The sequence below is a fragment of the Effusibacillus consociatus genome (assembly GCF_042652925.1).
GTDB classification, from domain to species: domain Bacteria; phylum Bacillota; class Bacilli; order Tumebacillales; family Effusibacillaceae; genus Effusibacillus; species Effusibacillus consociatus.
Genome location: NZ_JBHSHC010000093.1, coordinates 27,682 through 46,891, shown reverse-complemented (window position 1 = coordinate 46,891; position 19,210 = coordinate 27,682). Strand labels below are relative to the sequence as shown.

The following is a 19,210-nucleotide window of genomic DNA, read 5'->3' as shown; positions in this document are numbered from 1 at the left end:
CCGTATTAGTCGACTTTGACAAGGAACAGCGGCTGTCCGTATTCAACCATTTCGCCGTCTTGGACCAGAACGGCAGCGATTTCACCTCGTACGTCCGCTTCAATTTCGTTCATTAATTTCATCGCTTCCAGAATACAGACCACTGTCTTGTCCGTTACTTTTGAACCGACTTTCACAAATGGCTCCGCGTCAGGTGCCGAAGCTTGGTAGAAAGTACCCACCATAGGGGATACTATTTTATGCAATGTCGGGTCCTCTACCGGTGTATCCGCTTTCTTTTTCGTAACTTTCTCAACAGTAACGGGAGTTTCTGCAGGTGTAACAACGACCGGGTTGATAGGTGAAGATGTCGTATATTCTGCGTTCACGGATGGTATCACCAGCGGAGCCGCAACACTCAACTCCTTTTTTATCACCAGCTTCGTCCCAGCCGCTTCGAGATTCAGTTCGGTCACGGAAGTTTCATCAATTAACCGTACAAGCTCACGAATTTCATTCAACTTCAACATTTTGAATTGTCCTCCGGTTTCACGTTCGTTCCGAATTTCGGAATTTAAGTTCCGAATTTTACAATGTCTTTACATGAATATTACAATTCAGCGAATAAAAAAACAAGAGTAAAAAATTAACCCCTCAACTTTTTGACTTTGAAATCGAAATCGAATCCTAATGCATATGAGTTAACCCAAATAAAATGACATGCCTTTATAAAACAGGCATGTCACTTTTGCAGAAATCTCACAATTTTCAATTCAATCCAATGCCACCCTTTCGCCAAATCATAGGGCAGCAGAATGAACGTGCAAAGAAAAGCCACCGGGAGAACCATTGTGAGCCGTAGAGTCCGGTTCTCCACCAGAGAGTGGATCATATCATATTGGATGTTATGCCGGTTTTCTTCCGCGACTTGCGGCAGAAGCTCCGATAACAACTCATGGTAGATACGGCCCGTAGAATTCACCAAGTAGAGAATCAGCCCGCTTACCAGTGCAATCGATACATATTTCCACAATGGAACAACCCCCTTTTCTCAAAGGTGTCTCTTCCAGTCTATGTACCCGGACAAAAAATGGGTTCCATTGAAAGCACAAAAATAGAGCAGCCAGTCGGAAATCCGACTGGCTTGTAATTAGATGCGTTTTGCTCCAATATAGCGGGGTCCCCAGTACGAACTGCTGAAACTGTCAATCTTTACCCCGTGGGAACTGGTTGCCGAAATAAACTGCTGATCCCCGATATAAATGCCAACGTGGGTAGCTCCTTGCGCGTATGTCGTGAAAAACACCAGATCTCCCGGCTGCAGTTCCGAAACAGCAGAGCCTTGTTCGAACATTGCTTGCGATGTGCGCGGCAGTTCAATGCCTTTCTGTGCAAACACATAACGGACAAATCCGGAACAGTCAAATCCTGATGGACTGGAACCTCCCCAAGCATACGGAACACCGACAAATTGTTTTGCGGTTTCTGCAGCATCCGCGTTGGCTGATTGAGCTTGTTTCAACTCCTCCGCTTTCTTTGCGGCCGCTTCCTCAATTTGTGGGGCGGTAGTCGGCCCGACTTTGCCCGTTTCTTGAATCCCGTGATCCTTTTGGAATGCTTTCACAGCACCTTCAGTGATCTCACCATAGTAACCGGTGTTTGAAGGATATGTGAAATATCCCAAAATCCTCAAGTCTTGCTGTAAGGCAACAACTTCTGATCCTTGTGAGCCTTTTTCCAGCAGCTTTTCCCCGTACTTTGTAGCAGCTTCCGCATTTGAAGCGCCAAGGGAGACAGTAACAATTGTCCCTGCAAATACAAGTGCCTTCAGAAACTTATTCAATTTGATTCGATTCCTCCTGAAGCCTCCGAGGTTAGTTGTCGGGTTCGGGTTGAGGTACCCTTCACAAAAAATGCGATTCACCCCATAAAGTAGGTCCCCCGTACTGACAAACACTGTCAGATTCGGCAATATTTCTACTAATCTTTTAAAAAATATCACGAATGATGTCGAACTTCAATAGACTTTGGTCCGAATGACAGTAGTACTTTAGACCTATTTTCTTTTGTTGATCCACTCTAGAATATCTGTCAAAACCTCTTCCTTTTCCGGTTCGTTCACCAACTCATGATACAATCCCGGATAGATCTTTAACTTCTTATCCCGCGAGCCGGCTTTCTCAACAAACGGAATAGCTGCTTCCGGATCCACAATTCGGTCGGCACCCGCCTGCAGGAGCAGCAGCGGCTGTTGAATTCTGCTTGCTTGGAGCATCGCCTGCTGCATCGCCACCTGCAATTCTTCAAACCATCTGATTGAAACCCGGGACTCGTTATAGGGATCTTCGGAATATTTTTTCACCACGTCAAGCGAACGGGATACATCCGCAGCAGCAATGCCATTGGGCATTCGCAGGCGAGGCGTCAATCTTCCAAGCACCCCTGCCAGGTTCCGTTTCCATTGGGGAACCTGCATCTTTAACCTGAGGCATGGAGAACTCAACACCACTCCTTTGATCGGCAGATTACCCGCATCCGGCTCCTGCAAAAAGCGAACCGTTACCAATCCCCCCATTGAGTGTCCAAAAAGAAACACAGACGTGTCCCCTACAGTATTTTTTGTTTCTGTCAGCCAGTTTCGTACGCAGTCAGTGTAATCGGAGAATCGATCAATATGGCCGCGTGTACCCGGGGACTGTCCGAATCCAGGCAGATCTCCGGCAAAAACTGCAATATTCCTGGCGAGAAACCAGTTGATCACGTGTTCATACCGGCCGCTGTGTTCCCCTGCCCCATGAATAAGTAATATTGCTACCCCAGTGGAGCCTTCCGGAATCCATTGTTGAAAATGTAGTCCCTCCATGTCCCGTCCTCCTTTTGTATCATGACATTATTCGAGGAATTTTCTGAAATTCCTGCAACAAAAAGAGCCGGGGGAATTTCCCCGACTCTCTCGTCACACAATATTAGTGCATATCCGCAAGTGCTTTCTGATCCAGCAGAACAATGTGTCGCTTTTCGACATCGATATGGCCTGCCGTTTTAAACTCATTCAGTATTTTACTGGTGGTTTCCCGCGTGGATCCGATCAGGCTTGCCATATCCTCATGTGTCAGTCGAATCCCGATTTTCACTCCGCCATCCACCCGTTGCCCGTGCAGATCTGCCAATTTCAGCAGCAGCCGGGCCAATCGGGTTTGGACGTCATAGAAAACGAGATTCTCGATTTGTTCCTGTACTTCTTCCAATCTCTGTTCCACAATGTGTGCCAGCCGCAAAGAAATCATCGGGTTGCGGGAAATGATTTTCTCGAACTCGTGCTTGTTGATCGCACAAATATAAGCATCATCAAGCGCTTCCGCATAGTACTTGCGCGGTTCATCGCCAAAAATCGCACTTTCCCCAAAGATCGCACCCGGTTCCAAAATCACCAGTGTAAAGTGTTTCCCTGTATCGGAAAGCCGGGAAATTCGAACCCGGCCTTTTTTTAACAAATATACTGCGTTGCTCGGTTCATCGGGGGTAAAAATAAAGTTTCTTTTTGGTACGACAGAAGGTTGACTCCCTTTCCCTAGCTGATCCAGCTCTTCCTGCTCCACCCCTTCGAACAGTTCAAACTCTCGTAATTCGCATACTGAACACAGACTGAGCATCCGTTGTCCCTCCTCTCAATCCGGAAAGATCCTGTATAGTACACCGTAGCACACTCCCCAGAAACTGACAAGAGGCGGATGAACCTGCACTGGATTTCCAATCTAATGTTCCGCAAGAATTTGCCCCAGCAATACCCCGCCGCCACCAGGTTTCATAGCGGCTTCCATCAGCTCTTCCTCAATCAAAATCCGCAAAGTCTGCTTTCGAGCGTCTCGTACATATACTACATGGTATGCATCCGGAGCAAACTGCGCGAGGACTTTTAACAAAGGTGTGTCTGCTGTCGCAGCGATTGACCTTACCGGAAGCGGGCGGCTACCCCGCTGCCGTTTTTTCGTATCCAGGAAACGAATGGTGTCGTAAGGCAATTGCCTTCGCAACTGCCAAGCAGACACAAACAGAAACACCCCGAGTGTCACCATTCCCATTTGGACGAATCCGGCCCATAATGCCAGCAATCCGGCAATCATCAAAACAGTTGAGAGGATAAAAGCCATTCCAATCGCCACCCCTGTCGCCTTCTGAAATCCCAATGATCGTGAATACGCCGCCCTGAGAATCCTTCCTCCATCGAGCGGTAACGCCGGCAGCAGATTAAAAAACGCAAGGGTCAAATTGATCGTGATCAGATAAGAGGCAGCGTGATCGTTCAGCAGTCGTAAGTCCTGCAGCCCAATCACCACAAACAGCAAAACGAAATTCATGAAAGGGCCCGCCATGGCAATGATCGTCTCATGGCGAGGCTGCCACCCCAGTGCTCCGTGTTCCAAGCGTGCAACTCCGCCAAACGGCAGAATCTCCATCTCTTTGACCCGGTATCCGTAAAAAAAGGCCGCTGCCACATGCCCCAGTTCATGAATCAGTACGGTGGCAAACAACAACACCATCTCACGGAAGTACGGCGTCCAGGCTGACACAACCATCAAGAGAACAAAAAGAGGATGAACCTTGATTTTCATCCCCTTCCCCAAGGCTCCCATCACGGCTTCTTCCCTGCCTGAGTTAAAATATCCTGCGGATTTACCGGTTTGTTTTTTATAAAACGGGCGAAGTACAGATCGGACGGCTCTTTCTTCGCCGTTTTCCCGATCGTCTGTCCCGTGTACACCCAATCTCCCGGTTTAACCGACCCCGACTCCAAGTGACCATAAAGCGTTTGCCCCGCCGACCCGTGATCCACAATGACATAAATGCCGTACTTGTCATTCTTGTCGAATTCTTTCACTTGACCTTTGGTCACCGCTTTCACATCTGCCGCCGAGGTGGTTTGCAAAATGACCGCGGGATGCTTTTCGGCATCGTAAGGGGTTGTAACCTTAAAATCTTTCAGAGGCGGTTCGTAGGTAATATCCTCGATTGTGGTATTGGAACCGGCGGTGGATGTCGGAATAGCCAGGTTCGCATTGCCAAGATGGGAGGCCATCCAATTCGAAAGTGCCGTAATGTCAGTTTCTTTTGTCATTACCGTTCTTACAACGTGTTGAGCGCGTTCTGCCAGTGGATGCGAGGATTGAAACGCTACATAGGTAACCAGCACCAAAACGGCCGCCCCAATCACCTGTGCCACGATTCGGCCGCTCTCATGTTCCTCATATTCGTCATGCTCTTTATATCCCCGCTTGGAACTCCACGGCCCGTCCCAACGGGAGTAATTCGAACGTCCCGCCATTCCGTAACGCCGTTCCATTGATCTGTAAGAACCAAAATCCGGCCGCTGATTTCCGTTCTTCTCCTCTTGTTCACGAATCCCTTGAAAAACCGGATGCGAGGGAGGCGGAAAATTGGAATCCTGTTCATCCCAGGATGGTGTACGTTTCACAGACAGACCCCCTTGTCCATACGTAGTGATACATCCTATTCACTTACGGACAAGGATATGACGCCTAAAACCGGATTTTCTTTCGTCTGTAGCCTACATTGAGAACAAGACCTATGGCCAGCATACTGGACAGTATGGAACTTCCCCCGTAAGACATGAGCGGAAGCGTAATTCCCGTAATTGGCGTTAACGACATTGTCATTCCTACGTTTTCAAAGACCTGTGCCAGAAACATGGAGAGTACCCCGGCCACAATCAAGGAACCCATTGGCTCCCGGGCTTCCCGCCCGATTTTAATCATGCGGATCAATAAAACAAAATAGGACAGCAGCAACAAGCCGGCTCCTGCAAATCCCAACTCTTCTGCAATTACGGAGAAAATAAAGTCCGTATGACGTTCCGGAATCCAAGCCCCCTGCGTCTGCACTCCTCTGAAAATCCCTTCCCCCCAGATCTGCCCGGCACCAATTGCCAGCAATGACTGGTAAAGCTGATAGCCGGCACCCGTCTTTCCTCCTTCAGGGTCTAGAAACATCGTTAAACGCTCCCATTGATAGGGATGGACGATGGAAAAGAACCAGTCTTTCCGGGCGAAATACAACATGGACAAGCTGCTGATCCCGGCACCGGCAAGAGAAAAGAGAATGAGTAAATATCTGCGGGGAATTCCGGCAGCCCAAATCATTCCGCAAGCAATCGAACTCATCATCATGGCGGTTCCCAAATCCGGCTGTAAGATCACCAGGCAGATGGGAAGCAGGATGAGAACCAATGTTTTCAGGAAATGAACGAACGAGGTGCTGGTTTTTGCGTCCTGCAGCAAGCGTGCCAGAACCAGAATCAAGATAATCTTCATGAGTTCAGCCGGTTCCAGCTTAACAGGCCCCAACTGAAACCAGCTCTTGGCTCCGTTGGCAGCATGACCGGCGATGGACAGGAGCATCAGCATGCCGACACCAAAACCGTACAGCCATTTCCAATGCTGACAATATTCGGCGTAATCGATGCGAATCACCAAAAACATCACAATCAATCCGATCATGAACCAGAAAGCTTGACGAATATAAAAATAAGCCGGATCCCCCGTTAGATTTACGCGGGAAGCACTGGAGACCATGACTACTGAAATGACGGCTAAGAAGAATACAATCAGGATGATCAGAACATCCAGATCCTGCAGGCGCTTATTGGGGGCGCGCTCGATCATTTCATCCTCACTCCGCACCTAAAAAAATCAGGGAATCAGGCTGTTTCACCCAATTCCCCTCTTTCCAGTATGTCAATTCCTGCCAGAAGCTATCCTCGCTTCAGGCTTTTTTTCTCTATACAAACCGTCAAGAGCTTGTGAACATCACGCACTTGATCCAGCCGTCCCAACCGTTCAAAAAACTGAAGGGCCGATACAAAAGCCGGAATGGCTTTCTCGTATTGGCCTTGTTCCATATGTATCAACCCTTGGATCCGCTGCACATTCCCGTATTCAGAATGATCCGCGGACAGTTGATCGAGCAGTCTTTCACATAGTTTCAACGAATTTTCATAGTCGCCCCGCTTGAGACACAGTTCTGCTATTTCTGTGTCAACCTCTGCAAGCCAGCTCTCTTCGCCCATTTCTTCAAACCGCTGCCGAACTTCCAAAAACAGTTTTTCCGCAGCTTTGTATCTCCCTGTATCAGCCAGGAACACTGCATAGTGAAAACGGATAATGGCATACACAAGGGGGCCGACCTCTTCGTTTACATTCTCCAGTTTTTGATACATTTCCGCCGCCCGCTCGTAGTCACCGAGAGAATTCAATGAGATCGCCATATTCATCATGGTTATGGATTGTTGAAATACATATTCAGATCCGTTCAGGATTTCCAATGCTTTCAGGTAATACTCGACTGATTTCTCGTGTTCACCCAAATAAAAATTCACAACACCCAAGCGGTTAAAAAGCCGGGCTGTTTGCGCGGGGTCGGGATCCTCAAGCAGACTGATGCGATCCTCCGCTTTCAGCCAGTAATGTTCGGCCAATTTGTAGTTTTGCTGCTTAAAATACACCTGCCCGATTTGTTGAAATGCTTGGCCGCGCCAAGTATGCAGACCACGGGAAACAGCAAGAGCGACCAGTCGCTCCAGCATCAACAAAGCCTGGTCCGCGTCTCCTGTTTCCGTATAGCAGATGCTAAGTTTATAGAGATAAGAAGGGTCCTCTTCCTCCTCCATCTCTTCGGATCGGACTTGTTGGAAATAAGTAAGAGCAATTGAATATTCCTGTTTGTCAAAAAGTACATTGGCCAGTTTCAGAAGATCGGACGGTCTCCGATCCCATGTCACATCTTTCAACAGTTCCCCGATTCCAACATCCAACCGATCCGCAATCTGCAAAAGCAGCTCAATGGATGGAGACGCTTTCCCCGATTCAATTTGGCTTAGTGTGCTCTTTTTTGCGATACCCTCAACCAATTGCTCCTGGGTGAATCCCTTGCTTTGACGGAACAAACGGATTTTCTCACCTAACTGGGGCACATGCAACCCCTCCTGTTACAACAAGACCTGGCTCTCTATTTCCCAAAACCAATCATTTTCTTGAACTTGGTCAGGAGACCCGGTTGATCTTGCAAATTCAATAACGGAACCGAATCTCCCAAAATTCTTCTTGCTATGTTGCGATAAGCCATTGCCGCTTTTGAAGACGGATTGAGCACGGTAGGTTCCCCATGATTGGAGCCGGAAATCACACTCTCGTCATCCGGGACTACACCCAATAAATCAATAGCGAGAATGGAAACAATATCGTCGATATCCAGCATATCTCCCTGGCGAACCATATGTGGACGAATCCGATTAATCACCAATTTCGGGCCATGTATTTTCGCTTTTTCAAGCAATCCGATTACCCGGTCCGCATCGCGAACCGCAGCGTTCTCCGGAGTTGTAACTACAATGGCACGGTCGGCTCCCGCAATTGCAATCTGGAACCCCTGTTCAATTCCGGCAGGACAATCGATCACCACAAAATCAAATCTTTCTTTCAGTTCCTGCACGATCTTTTTCATTGCTTCCGGTACCAAAGCGTTCTTGTCTTTCGTTTGAGACGCCGGAAGCAGATACAAATGATCGAATCTTTTATCTTTGATCAACGCTTGGTCGAGACGACAGGTTTCCGTTACAACGTCTACCACGTCAAAGATAATCCGATTCTCAAGTCCCAACACCACATCCAAATTGCGCAGTCCGATATCGGTATCCACCAAACATACTCTTTTTCCGGCCAGAGCAAGTGCTGTACCAATATTTGCTGAAGTGGAGGTTTTTCCAACCCCTCCCTTACCGGATGTGACAACGATCGCTTCACCCATCCTTCAGACCCTCCCGTAACACATCTCCCAATGTTTATTTTTTTGGTCTGATGCTGTATAAATTCAACAGTTTGTCGACTGCCATCTGCCCATTGCGCAAATAGGCAAATTCCATTTCCGCAGCTTCGATTTGCATCTGCGAATCCACGTCGGGGGCACGTGAAATCACGGAACCGATTCGTAATTGGGTCGGTTGAAAATAGACAGCCCCGATGACCGCGTTCTCGTCCCCCTTGCAGCCGGCATGTGCCATCCCCCGCAATGTGCCCATTACAAAAATGTCCCCGGTCGCCAGTACCTGACCTCCGGGATTTACATCCCCAACGATGGTAATATCGCCATCATGCTCCACCCGCTGGCCGGATCGGACAGTTCCCTTATACAGAAATGGACCCCCGGTTGGATTAATACTTTCACTCTCACGTGCAGAGACAAACTCTTGTATAATCAAGTTTCCGTAAATACTCAAAATTTCCCGAATCTGTTGTTTCTGTATTTCCGTTACTATTCGGCGTCCAGTCTGAATCGTCACACGAACGATCGGACCGAATAACAGTTGGCCCTGTGCACCATGCAATTTCTCTTTGAGATCACTGAGTATCTCCTCAAACGAGCATTGATCGTCAAAAAGAAAAACCAATCCATCACGGATGCCCTTAATAGTTACTGGATGTCTAACGTAGCGAGGCATCTCGCACCCGGGTTGATCCTGCATTTCGGGTCCTCCTGTCTTGCGGTACATTCCGGAATCACATATGTTCGCTCGTACTAATTCGCCAGTTCAAGGCCGATTTCCTTCCTGAAAATACACATCCAGAATTTTTCTAGCAATCGGACCGCTCGAATCCGATCCATGACCTCCCCCGGGAACAACCACTGCAACGGCGATTTGGGGGTTTTCAGCAGGCGCGTATCCGATAAAAAGGGCATTATCCTCCCCCTGTCCCGTTTCCGCTGTTCCCGTTTTGCCTGCTGCTGTATAAGAAGCCCCCTTAAATGTCTGGTGAGCGGTTCCGTAAGGTTTTGCAATCGCATCCCGCATTCCATCCCTCACGACTTTTAATGCCTCGGGATGGATCGGAACTTCGTTTAAAATCTTGGGATTGATGCTGGAGACAAGTTTTCCGTCATGGGATGTTATTTCTTTCACGACATGAGGCTCCATCCTTTTCCCGCCGTTCGCCAGCACACTCACATACTGGGCGAGCTGCATGGCGGTATAAAACTGATTTTGTCCGATCGCGGTAAACGGCAAATCAGCCAATTGCCCAGTCGCATACAGACGGCCTTTTACTTCCTCCGGCAAATCAATTCCTGTTGAAACTCCAAGACCGAACTGGCTATGATAATTCCGAAAGTTCTCAATGGCAGCCGGCAGATCTGTTTTCAACCAACGGGCCGCATCGACGGAGTGACTATATTTCCCAAGCCATAAGCTAAGTTGATACATGTACACATTGCAAGACACCGCCAACGCTTTTCTTGCATCCACATCCCCATGCCCCGCTCGGTCCCAACAATAAAAATAATGAGGATTTCCATTCGTTTCCCACCCAACCTGCAAGCGCCCGGGATCGTGGATATACTGGCGGGGTGTTACCAATCCTTTTTCAAACGCAAGCAGAAATGTCAAAGGTTTTACGGTGGAACCCGGGGCAACGGGTACCTGCAAAGCCCAGTTCTGCTGTGCGGGTTGAAAGGCCCGATAATTTTCCGGCGAGATCCCCCCGACCCAAATATTTGGATTAAATCCCGGGCAGCTTGCCATAGCCAGCACTTCACCCGTATTCGGGTTCACCGCCACAGCGGAAGCATGTGAAACTTTTCGTTTCTTCGGATCCGAATTGATTGCACGAATTTGCTCTTGCAGTGCTTGCTCAGCCGCCGCTTGCAAACGGGCCTCCATGTTTAGAGTCAGATTGTGACCAGGAACGGAGGGGACTTCCGAAACCGAAAACTTACCGGATGCATCCATGCCTGACTGGATCACTAACGCCCCATCGCGGCCTCTCAAGTACCGCTCGTACCTTTTTTCAATTCCATACACTCCAATCTGGGCGTCAAGCGGATATCCTTGCTCTTGATATTTCATCCATTCTTCGGCCGGAATTGAATTCAGGTACCCTATTACATGGGAGGCTCTATGGCCCTGTGGATATTCCCTTTTTGATTCGACCACGATATGAATTCCAGGAAGTGCATCCGGGTGTTCACGAACAAACGACAACTGCTTCTCGTCCGCATTCGAAAAAATTCTTCTCGGCTGTGACCAGGGCAATTTCGGTCTGTCTCCCACGTCCATCGCGGTGAGCAATTCATTCGGATCCTTGTGAAGGACAGGAGCGAGCCGATTGGCAGTCGTACTGGCAGCATCCCGCCCCTCCAGCGGGAGGTAGACAAGGTTAAACACCTTCTTGCTGCCGGCCAGCAGAGTTCCGTTTCGATCCATAATCTGCCCCCGAGGAGCCGCAATGACAAATCGGTCGATCCGCTCATTTTCAATTTTGGCCCGGTACACCTCTCCATTCGTGATCTGCATAGTAAAAAGCCGAAGCAGAAGGGCAAAAAAAGCCACAACCACAACGACCTTGATCCAAAACCATCTTATTGAACGTGTCCGATCCATCTCATGCAAGGAAATCCCTCCCGTTCTACGGTTAGAGATATTCCTCTCCCATGCCCCACTTTTCGTCCGCCGGCAGCCAGCGATCCGCAAACGGATACAGAATCAATGCGAATACACCGTTAAAAATCATCAAGCGAACCGCATGTGTCAGAACCGCCAGCAAATCAACGGAAATCCTCCCAAAAATTACGGCGATTCCATAGTTGATAAACTCATACGCCGCCGAAAACCCAAGAATCATCAGCATCAGCATGATGAGACTTCGATTCAGAAACACCCGGAACATCGATCCGGCAAAATATCCGGTTGCCCCTAATGAGAACATATGCATTCCGATGATGCTTCCATATACGATATCCTGAATCAAGCCGACCAGGATCCCCAGTATCATGGCGAGCAGCTGTCCCCTATAGTAGGCAGTAAACAAAATCAAGATAACCGTAAGAGTCGGCTGAATCCAACTAAAAGGCTTTTGGACAAATATGGTTGCTTGCACAATGAAACCAAGTAACAGAATTAGAAAAAGGAAGATCGGACGCATCGGTTGCCTCCTTATTTCCCACCGTCAGTCGGGTTCACCCGTTGAACCAAAAACACAACCTCGAGACGGTCCAGCTTGGCAGCCGGTTTGATAATCGCCTTTTTGGTCAGTCCGGAATCTTCCATGCCGGATGATGTAATTTCGCCGATCAGAATGCCAGGCGGATAAATGTCAGACAGATTGGAGGTAACAACCTTTTGTCCCGGAGTCAGATTGACTTCCCTGTCGATTAATCCCATTTCGACAGCGCCCAATTCACTGGTCGAACCGTTGACTATTCCAACCGCACGCGAATCCTGAACAACAGCCGATATTCCCATCCGGTTCGTATCCGTGATCAGAATCACCGTACTATTGTACTTGCCAACACTCATGACCCGCCCGACCAGCCCGCCGTCAGGAGCAATCACTGCCATATCTTTTTTGACCCCGTCTTTTTCGCCTTTGTCGATCGTGATGGACGAATTCCATTTGTCCGGGCTTCGCCCGGTAACATTTGCGGGCCACATATGGGATTTATAAGGGGATTGATCTTTGAAATTCAAAGCTGTTTCCAGCAGCTTATTCCGCTGCTCCAATTCGGACAATCTCACGCTGAGAGTATTATAGTCCCGCAAATTTTGTTTCAAAGCGGCGTTTTCTTCATACAGCGCGAGAATGTGCTCAACTTCATCAATAAATCCCGCGATATGCCCCACCGGTTGATACACCACATTTGAAACCGATGAGAAGACATCGATTAAAACTTTCTCGGGCCATGTGATGTCCTTCCTTTCTTTAACGGAAAAGGACACCACGACCGTCAAGATAATCAAGCTTAGAAGCAAAACTAAAAGTCTTTTGTTGGTACTGAAACGGGGCACCCGAAACCCACATCCTTTTCTCGGTTAGCGTAAGGATCTTTTCTTCGAAGTATAACCGCTCCGATTCTTGAACAAGTGAATCAGATCCAGTGCTTTCCCCGTGCCCAACGCCACACAATCCAGCGGGTTCTCGGCAACCACAACAGGCATGCCTGTTTCCCGCGACAATAAGCGGTCCATATCCCGAAGCAGGGCGCCTCCCCCCGTCAGGACAATGCCCCGATCCATAATGTCAGCCGCTAATTCGGGCGGTGATTTCTCTAGCGTAATCTTCACCGCATCCACAATGGAATTGACAGTGTCCCCCAGTGCCTTCGCAATTTCTTCACCGGAGATGGTTAATGTTTTCGGAAGCCCCGTTACCAAGTCGCGTCCGCGAATCTCCGTTGTTTCTTTGCGGTCAGAGGGCATAGCAGAACCAATCGAGATTTTCAGTTCCTCGGCAGTTCGCTCTCCAATCATCAGATTGTAAGCTTTCTTAATGTATTGGATGATCGCTTCATCCATTTCGTCTCCCGCCACACGGATGGAGCGGCTGGTCACGATCCCGCCGAGAGAAATGATCGCAACCTCTGTCGTCCCTCCGCCGATATCCACAACCATGGAACCTGTCGGTTCACCAACAGGCAGTCCGGCGCCGATAGCTGCCGCCATCGGCTCTTCTATCGTGTGAGCTTCCCGCGCACCCGCTTGCAAAGTGGCATCTTCCACCGCGCGTTTCTCGACTGCTGTAATGCCGGACGGAACACAAACCATCACACGGGGACGTCCGGAGAAAACCGATTTCTTTTTCATCGCTTGGCGAATAAAGTGACGAAGCATGGTTGCCGTAGTGTCAAAATCAGCAATTACGCCGTCTTTCATCGGACGTACGGCGACAATATTGCCCGGCGTACGGCCAATCATCATTTTCGCCTGCTCACCCACCGCCTCAATTGCTCCGCTATCAGTACGGATTGCGACAACAGACGGTTCACGAACAATAATCCCCTTTCCTTTTACAAACACCAGCGTGTTGGCTGTCCCTAAATCAATACCCATATCACGATTGCTAAGCATTATTTGATACTCCCTTCAAGACGAGTGCGCTGTGTAAATTAAAATAAGCCCTGTTCTTTCAAACTGACAAAGCGCTGCTCACCGATCACAATGTGATCCAACATTTCAATTCCCATGATCTGACCAACTTCTGCTAAACGCTTGGTAACGAGAATGTCTTCGCGGCTAGGAGTCGGATCGCCGCTGGGATGATTGTGAACACAAATGATGGAAGCAGAACTTTTCTTAAGAGCGGTTTTGAAGATTTCACGAGGGTGCACGATTGAAGAATCAAGCGATCCGATGGAAGCCACTTCTTCCGCGATAATTTGATTTTTTGTATCCAAGTGAATCACGACGAAATGTTCCTTTTTCTCAAAACGCAGACGATCCATAAACAGATCGGCCACATCCTGGGGGCTCCGGATTACAGTTAACGGTTCTCTGGAAAGCCTTGCAATCCGTTTGCCTATTTCGATCGCGGCCTGTATTTGCAGAGCCTTTGCAGGTCCCATGCCCGGAATATCAATGATCTCATGAAAATCCGCTTCCATGAGCGAGCGGAGTCCGCCAAACCGGGATAAGAGTTGTTCGGCCAATCCCAGAACCGATTGTCCGTTGGATCCGGTTCGCAAAAGAATCGCCAACAATTCAACATTGCTAAGACTCGAGGCACCATCGCGGATCATGCGCTCCCGGGGTCTCTCTTCCGCCGGTACATCCCGGACAAGTACACGAATTGATTCCTCAACCTTCAACCAGCTCACCTCTTACTATCCTCCGTTGCCTTCAACACATGAATACCAAAGGAAGTTAACATCGAAGCGAGCAGTTCCATGGGAAGTCCAACGACAGTAAAATAATCCCCGTCAATCCGATCGACGATTGTCGATCCTATACCCTGAATGGCATATGAACCTGCCTTGTCCATCGGTTCGCCTGTCTGGACATACGCCACTATCTCAGCATCTGTTAAAGAACGCATATGTACAAGTGTGGAACGGTGACCTACCAAATGTCTCCCTGTAGAAGCTTCAATCACCGCAACACCGGAATACACCGTATGGGCACGTCCTTGCAGCCTGCTCAACATGCTGCGTGCATCCTGCTCATCAACAGGTTTGCCAAGTACTTGCCCGTCTAGTACAACAATTGTATCTGACCCGATTACGATGCCATCTTGTAAAGTGTTCGAAACAGCAGACGCTTTTCTGTACGCCAATGTACGAACCATTTCTTCCGGGGGCATCTGTTCTTCGATCGTCTCATCCACATCCGAAACGATCACATCGAAAGGAAGCCCCAAACCGGAAAGGAGTTCACGGCGTCGAGGAGAACCTGACGCAAGAACCAATTTGTTCACATGCATCACCTACATCTTTTTTGAAATCCGGTATCCCAACACCAATCCGATTAGGCTTGCCAAATTTAGTTTTACCTGTAAATGAAGATCATATTTGACAATACCAAAATCTGCGGCAGGATTCCAGCTAATCGGTGTCCATGTGTCCAGCCAGGTAATATGAAACGCATTAGCCAACAGGTTCCCGGCGAGTGTCCCGATCGTCAAGCCGATGATCAGGATCCCAATCAGTCTCCATAGATTGGAGGATGACCTTGCCATAATCATACCCCCTTTATCCGCGCATGTCCACTTGCCACAACTCGACAATCTGGTGATTAATTCGACAAAAATGGAAGTGCCTCCTGCTGCAAAACCGAAAAAGATTTATGAAAATCTTGTAAAAACATTCAGAAGCGCTCGTTTGGGCATGCTTACGTTTAAGGAGGGAACGCGAATGGCACTTAAAGAACAAGCGAACAAAAAGAAAAATCCGCGTAATGAAAACAGTGCAAGAAGAGACGGAAAGCCGCTTGAACAAGGAAAGGTCGAACAAATCGGAGAGAAATGATCAGGATGTCCCATTTTGAAGTCTCCCGGAGAGGTCTTTCAGAATGGGACGATTTTTGCATTTCCAGCTTGAAATGAAGTCGGGGGGTGCGGGCATTGATCAGTGTGTTGACCAGATTTTTTACCAATTTGAAACTGATGGTGAACAGCACATCATACGAAACGGAGGTCAACAGGATTTGGCATTCCCTGCGCTTCCCGAAAGATGTGCTTGATTCCCTGCAATCAAACCTTTCAACGGTTCTGAAAGAAGATACAAGTCCCGCCGATTTGAATTCGGTCGAACGTGAAGCTGTGAAAAAGATACAAGAACTTACAGCCAAACGAAACCGAAACAACATCACCCGAACGGAAGCATACCGGCAAATGTATTTTAAATTTCCGGAATTGCACTGGGCATTTTTGGCTCACATGGTCTCCCGCAATGGGGGGTGGCACATGACCGATCTGAAAGGTGACCTTCTTCCCCATCTCTTCGAGGAACAAGAAATCATCCATTTTTTTCATTCCCTTGAACGGGCGAATGCCCTGATTTTCCAAGATGCCTATCCGCAGCTGCTCTTATATGAAGAAAGCGTGAAGCGGCAAAAAAATCTTTTTCACCTCCTGCCCGCCCTGTACGTTTCCAAGTTCATGAGGCCGGTCTGGGAAGAATTCTGGCAGTCGACAAACTCGCAGTTAGTTACAGCAGCACTCATCATTAACGAACAAAACTATATCCAAAAAAGGGTTGCCGAAAATCCGGTGTTTCAGCGGCACGTGTACGGAACTCTTGAATTCAAATCACAGACACTTCTGCAATTGACACAGGTTGTCTTCCCCTTCTTTTCTTATCACAAACAGTCCGAAGCTTCACTTTCCCCCAGACTGGCCGGTCTGATTCTGGAAGATTTTACGGATGTAAAGGAGAGGATACGAGTAGGGATGAGCTTATATTCGATCTTGTTCGGGATACAGGACGTGTATGAAGGTGCTCATCGCTTTGCAAAACAAGTTCCTCATACAGGTTCGAGAGCGGATTTTTGGCCCCATCTGTTTTCAAAATCCATTCACCAAAACGGAGATTATGTAAAAGAAAGAATGGTAGCCGGGACTTTGAAAAAGGATGCCCCGCCATTTTACAGCCCGGAGCTTGAGAGCGTGTGGCCAGATCAGCCGGTGGCCCCCCCCGAAAGGTACGACTGGTTTACGGATCTTTCGGTCATGGAATTTTTCCGGCCGTTTAAAACGCCGTATTCGTTTGATATGACCGATGATTTTTGCCTGGGTTTGAATAAAGTGGAGTTGGCGGTTCTGGCAAAAGAGCATATGGAACCTGACGTCAGGACAAGGTAAAAGGGACAATCTGTCAAAGGAGACCTGATATGAGCACACATACCAGAGCGAAACTTGAATCCTTGCTTCAATCGATACGTCAACTGGCCCAAGACGAAAGAAACAATGAACAGTTAGCCAAAGGGCTGGAGGAACACCCTCAATCTGCCGTAGGGGAGCACCTGCAAACATTCATTCGGAGAGAAAATCGCGCTGTTGCCACGCTAACCTCGCTCCACAATTCCTTGCACCAAATCATTGAGGAAGTAAAGTCGATTTCACATCCCAATCAGGAACAACTGGTGGAAGATCTGCAATATTCATATCGGATGCTGGGTGAATTGTCCCAGCAGGAGGGGATCAACGCTTCAACAGCCCAAACCGTGACAAATGACCCCTTCCTGCAAACCGGACAGGTGTTCTCCGCACTGGAAAGGCTTGAAAGTTATGCGCACGAAGGACTCAGTGAAATCGAGCAGCGGCTGACGAAGGTTGCGAGAAATCTGTAAAAAGCAAAAAGGGTGGGGCAAAAGGAGTAAGTCCATCCTTTTTACCCGCCCTTTCTGTTATTTCCGATCCCCAAACAGCAGCTGGGCTCCAGCGATTCCCGGCGTTGTCATTTCCAGCGGATTCAGGATCACATCCAATTCCTCTTTTGTCAGGATGCCTCTTTCCAGACAAATTTCACGGACAGAACGCCCCGTTGTAATTGCTTCCTTGGCCACCATCGAGGCCGTCTCGTATCCAACATGCGGATTGATGGCCGTAATAATTCCGACACTGCGTTCCACCAACTCTTTGCACCGTTCCATATTCGCTTCCAATCCTTGAACGAGATGAATGGTGAATACCCGTACCGCATTTTGCAGGATCGAAAGTGATTGCAGAAGATTAAACACCAGAACGGGCTCCATCACATTCAATTCCAGCTGCCCGGCTTCAGACGCCAGACAAATGGTTTGGTCATTGCCTTGAATTTGGAACGCGACCTGGTTTACGACTTCTGCCATTACCGGGTTCACTTTTCCCGGCATGATCGACGACCCCGGCTGACGGGGCGGCAATTTCAATTCGCCCAGCCCGGTGCGCGGGCCGGATGCCATCAGGCGAATATCGTTGCAGATTTTGGACAAATTGACCGAGCAAATCTTGAGCGCTGCCGACACTTCCGTATAAGCGTCGGTATTCTGGGTGGCATCCACCAGATCATCCGCCCGTTTTAAATCAAGTCCGGTAATCTGTCGCAAATACTCGGTTACTTTGGTTATGTATTCCGGCATGGCATTTAATCCGGTTCCGACAGCAGTGGCTCCCATATTCACCTCGCGCAGATTATCCAAGGAACGCCGGATCCGCGCAATATCACGTCCAATCACTCTGGCGTAGGCCCCGAATTCTTGGCCCATTCGAATCGGAACCGCATCCTGCAGATGGGTACGGCCCATTTTTATCACCTGGTCAAACTCTTTCGCTTTCGTTTCGAAAGCGGATTTGAGACTCGAAAGAGATTCGATAACCCCCGCCGCCAAATTGAGCGACGCAATCCGAATGGCGGTTGGAAACACGTCATTTGTAGACTGCGCCATGTTCACATGAGTATTAGGGGAACATTTAATGTACTCTCCCTTTTGACCGCCCATCAGTTCGATTGCCCGGTTGGCAATCACTTCATTGGCGTTCATGTTCATCGATGTCCCGGCTCCGCCTTGTATGGAATCGACGATAAATTGTTCATGCAGTCTCCCTTCCAGTACTTCTTCCGCCGCCCGAATCACTGCATCCGCAATGTCGGACCGCAGCACTCCAACATCTCGATTGGCCATGGCTGCCGCCTTTTTTATCGCCGCCAGAGCACGAATCATCTCTTTATGCGGAGGTATTCCCGTGATCGGGAAATTCTCCACCGCCCGCAAGGTTTGAATCCCGTAATACGCTTGGGCTGGTACTTCCTTTGTACCTAAAAGGTCCTTTTCTGTGCGAACGTTGCTCATATAACCGACCCCTTTGTCAGCAGTGACGTGTAATCAGATTCTAAGATATCACACTGATCAAACGCTTGTCCAAAAAAGGGCCGCAGGGTCTTGGAAATTCCGGGTATTCAGGCGGATGCGACATAC

At 48.6% G+C, this 19,210-nt stretch carries 21 protein-coding genes and 1 riboswitch; of the genes, 2 read left to right on the top strand and 19 right to left on the bottom strand.

The genetic code is table 11. The features are described from left to right. Nucleotides 1-5: 5 nt before the first annotated feature. The 18 genes from accB to ACFO8Q_RS11005 form a co-directional block, all read right to left on the bottom strand. Nucleotides 6-509 (bottom strand): acetyl-CoA carboxylase biotin carboxyl carrier protein, encoded by a 504-nt coding sequence (accB, locus tag ACFO8Q_RS11090; protein WP_380025838.1) that lies wholly within the window; start codon nucleotides 507-509, stop codon nucleotides 6-8. Nucleotides 510-721: 212 nt separating this feature from the next. After that, a complete protein-coding gene (locus ACFO8Q_RS11085; RefSeq protein ID WP_380025837.1) occupies nucleotides 722-1,012 on the bottom strand; it encodes a hypothetical protein in 291 nt (96 codons plus the stop codon). Nucleotides 1,013-1,129: 117 nt separating this feature from the next. Further along, nucleotides 1,130-1,822 (bottom strand): C40 family peptidase, encoded by a 693-nt coding sequence (locus tag ACFO8Q_RS11080; protein ID WP_380025836.1) that lies wholly within the window; start codon nucleotides 1,820-1,822, stop codon nucleotides 1,130-1,132. A 5-nt stretch (nucleotides 1,823-1,827) separates the two neighbouring features. Then, nucleotides 1,828-1,960: riboswitch (cyclic di-AMP (ydaO/yuaA leader) on the bottom strand. A gap of 75 nt (nucleotides 1,961-2,035) precedes the next feature. Further along, nucleotides 2,036-2,842 carry an alpha/beta hydrolase gene (locus ACFO8Q_RS11075; protein ID WP_380025835.1) on the bottom strand — a complete coding sequence of 269 codons (807 nt, stop codon included), beginning with the start codon at nucleotides 2,840-2,842 and terminating at the stop codon, nucleotides 2,036-2,038. 103 nt (nucleotides 2,843-2,945) lie between these two features. Then, complete coding sequence (locus ACFO8Q_RS11070) at nucleotides 2,946-3,632, bottom strand: Crp/Fnr family transcriptional regulator (protein ID WP_380025834.1); 687 nt, start codon at nucleotides 3,630-3,632, stop codon at nucleotides 2,946-2,948. Between the two features lie 102 nt (nucleotides 3,633-3,734). Next, nucleotides 3,735-4,613, bottom strand: coding sequence for a M50 family metallopeptidase (locus ACFO8Q_RS11065; protein ID WP_380025833.1), 879 nt, complete (start codon nucleotides 4,611-4,613; stop codon nucleotides 3,735-3,737). Beyond that, a complete protein-coding gene (locus ACFO8Q_RS11060) occupies nucleotides 4,613-5,452 on the bottom strand; it encodes a peptidoglycan DD-metalloendopeptidase family protein (protein ID WP_380025832.1) in 840 nt (279 codons plus the stop codon). Before ACFO8Q_RS11060 ends, ACFO8Q_RS11065 begins: the two co-directional genes overlap by 1 nt. 64 nt (nucleotides 5,453-5,516) lie before the next feature. After that, the gene (gene rodA / locus ACFO8Q_RS11055; protein ID WP_380025831.1) at nucleotides 5,517-6,659 is read right to left on the bottom strand and encodes a rod shape-determining protein RodA; all 1,143 of its coding nucleotides are present in this window, start codon (nucleotides 6,657-6,659) and stop codon (nucleotides 5,517-5,519) included. A gap of 89 nt (nucleotides 6,660-6,748) precedes the next feature. Then, the gene (locus ACFO8Q_RS11050) at nucleotides 6,749-7,966 is read right to left on the bottom strand and encodes a tetratricopeptide repeat protein (RefSeq protein ID WP_380025830.1); all 1,218 of its coding nucleotides are present in this window, start codon (nucleotides 7,964-7,966) and stop codon (nucleotides 6,749-6,751) included. Between the two features lie 35 nt (nucleotides 7,967-8,001). Further along, nucleotides 8,002-8,799, bottom strand: a complete 798-nt coding sequence (minD, locus tag ACFO8Q_RS11045) for a septum site-determining protein MinD (protein ID WP_380025829.1) — start codon at nucleotides 8,797-8,799, stop codon at nucleotides 8,002-8,004. A 34-nt stretch (nucleotides 8,800-8,833) separates the two neighbouring features. Further along, the gene (minC, locus tag ACFO8Q_RS11040; RefSeq protein WP_380025828.1) at nucleotides 8,834-9,514 is read right to left on the bottom strand and encodes a septum site-determining protein MinC; all 681 of its coding nucleotides are present in this window, start codon (nucleotides 9,512-9,514) and stop codon (nucleotides 8,834-8,836) included. A 66-nt stretch (nucleotides 9,515-9,580) separates the two neighbouring features. Then, a complete protein-coding gene (mrdA, locus tag ACFO8Q_RS11035) occupies nucleotides 9,581-11,425 on the bottom strand; it encodes a penicillin-binding protein 2 (RefSeq protein WP_380025896.1) in 1,845 nt (614 codons plus the stop codon). Between the two features lie 31 nt (nucleotides 11,426-11,456). Further along, entirely contained in the window at nucleotides 11,457-11,966 is a 510-nt protein-coding gene (gene mreD / locus ACFO8Q_RS11030; protein ID WP_380025827.1) for a rod shape-determining protein MreD, read from the bottom strand. Between the two features lie 11 nt (nucleotides 11,967-11,977). Further along, a complete protein-coding gene (gene mreC / locus ACFO8Q_RS11025) occupies nucleotides 11,978-12,829 on the bottom strand; it encodes a rod shape-determining protein MreC (protein ID WP_380025826.1) in 852 nt (283 codons plus the stop codon). A 24-nt stretch (nucleotides 12,830-12,853) separates the two neighbouring features. Beyond that, nucleotides 12,854-13,888: a rod shape-determining protein gene (locus tag ACFO8Q_RS11020; protein WP_380025825.1), complete on the bottom strand. Its 1,035-nt coding sequence runs from the start codon at nucleotides 13,886-13,888 to the stop codon at nucleotides 12,854-12,856. 38 nt (nucleotides 13,889-13,926) lie between these two features. After that, nucleotides 13,927-14,634 (bottom strand): RadC family protein, encoded by a 708-nt coding sequence (gene radC / locus ACFO8Q_RS11015; RefSeq protein ID WP_380025824.1) that lies wholly within the window; start codon nucleotides 14,632-14,634, stop codon nucleotides 13,927-13,929. Beyond that, nucleotides 14,631-15,236: a Maf family protein gene (locus ACFO8Q_RS11010; RefSeq protein WP_380025823.1), complete on the bottom strand. Its 606-nt coding sequence runs from the start codon at nucleotides 15,234-15,236 to the stop codon at nucleotides 14,631-14,633. The genes radC and ACFO8Q_RS11010 overlap by 4 nt, the downstream gene beginning before the upstream one ends. 3 nt (nucleotides 15,237-15,239) lie before the next feature. Continuing rightward, nucleotides 15,240-15,491: a DUF4321 domain-containing protein gene (locus ACFO8Q_RS11005; protein WP_380025822.1), complete on the bottom strand. Its 252-nt coding sequence runs from the start codon at nucleotides 15,489-15,491 to the stop codon at nucleotides 15,240-15,242. Nucleotides 15,492-15,884: 393 nt separating this feature from the next. On the opposite strand from ACFO8Q_RS11005, the gene ACFO8Q_RS11000 reads away from it, so the two are divergent. Then, nucleotides 15,885-17,114: a DUF2515 domain-containing protein gene (locus ACFO8Q_RS11000; protein WP_380025895.1), complete on the top strand. Its 1,230-nt coding sequence runs from the start codon at nucleotides 15,885-15,887 to the stop codon at nucleotides 17,112-17,114. 29 nt (nucleotides 17,115-17,143) lie between these two features. Further along, on the top strand, nucleotides 17,144-17,602 hold the full coding sequence (locus tag ACFO8Q_RS10995) for a hypothetical protein (protein ID WP_380025821.1): 459 nt from the start codon (nucleotides 17,144-17,146) through the stop codon (nucleotides 17,600-17,602). A gap of 57 nt (nucleotides 17,603-17,659) precedes the next feature. Here the strand turns inward: ACFO8Q_RS10995 and aspA are convergent, their stop codons facing one another. Then, entirely contained in the window at nucleotides 17,660-19,084 is a 1,425-nt protein-coding gene (aspA, locus tag ACFO8Q_RS10990; RefSeq protein ID WP_380025820.1) for an aspartate ammonia-lyase, read from the bottom strand. Nucleotides 19,085-19,210 lie beyond the last annotated feature (126 nt).

Coding starts and splice junctions, on each gene's coding strand:
- accB (WP_380025838.1), bottom strand. CDS start 509: ATGTTGAAGTTGAATGAAATTCGTGAGCTTGTACGGTTAATTGATGAA.
- ACFO8Q_RS11075 (WP_380025835.1), bottom strand. CDS start 2,842: ATGGAGGGACTACATTTTCAACAATGGATTCCGGAAGGCTCCACTGGG.
- ACFO8Q_RS11070 (WP_380025834.1), bottom strand. CDS start 3,632: ATGCTCAGTCTGTGTTCAGTATGCGAATTACGAGAGTTTGAACTGTTC.
- ACFO8Q_RS11065 (WP_380025833.1), bottom strand. CDS start 4,613: ATGGGAGCCTTGGGGAAGGGGATGAAAATCAAGGTTCATCCTCTTTTT.
- rodA (WP_380025831.1), bottom strand. CDS start 6,659: ATGATCGAGCGCGCCCCCAATAAGCGCCTGCAGGATCTGGATGTTCTG.
- minD (WP_380025829.1), bottom strand. CDS start 8,799: ATGGGTGAAGCGATCGTTGTCACATCCGGTAAGGGAGGGGTTGGAAAA.
- minC (WP_380025828.1), bottom strand. CDS start 9,514: ATGCAGGATCAACCCGGGTGCGAGATGCCTCGCTACGTTAGACATCCA.
- mrdA (WP_380025896.1), bottom strand. CDS start 11,425: ATGGATCGGACACGTTCAATAAGATGGTTTTGGATCAAGGTCGTTGTG.
- mreD (WP_380025827.1), bottom strand. CDS start 11,966: ATGCGTCCGATCTTCCTTTTTCTAATTCTGTTACTTGGTTTCATTGTG.
- ACFO8Q_RS11020 (WP_380025825.1), bottom strand. CDS start 13,888: ATGCTTAGCAATCGTGATATGGGTATTGATTTAGGGACAGCCAACACG.
- ACFO8Q_RS11010 (WP_380025823.1), bottom strand. CDS start 15,236: ATGCATGTGAACAAATTGGTTCTTGCGTCAGGTTCTCCTCGACGCCGT.
- ACFO8Q_RS11005 (WP_380025822.1), bottom strand. CDS start 15,491: ATGGCAAGGTCATCCTCCAATCTATGGAGACTGATTGGGATCCTGATC.
- ACFO8Q_RS10995 (WP_380025821.1), top strand. CDS start 17,144: ATGAGCACACATACCAGAGCGAAACTTGAATCCTTGCTTCAATCGATA.
- aspA (WP_380025820.1), bottom strand. CDS start 19,084: ATGAGCAACGTTCGCACAGAAAAGGACCTTTTAGGTACAAAGGAAGTA.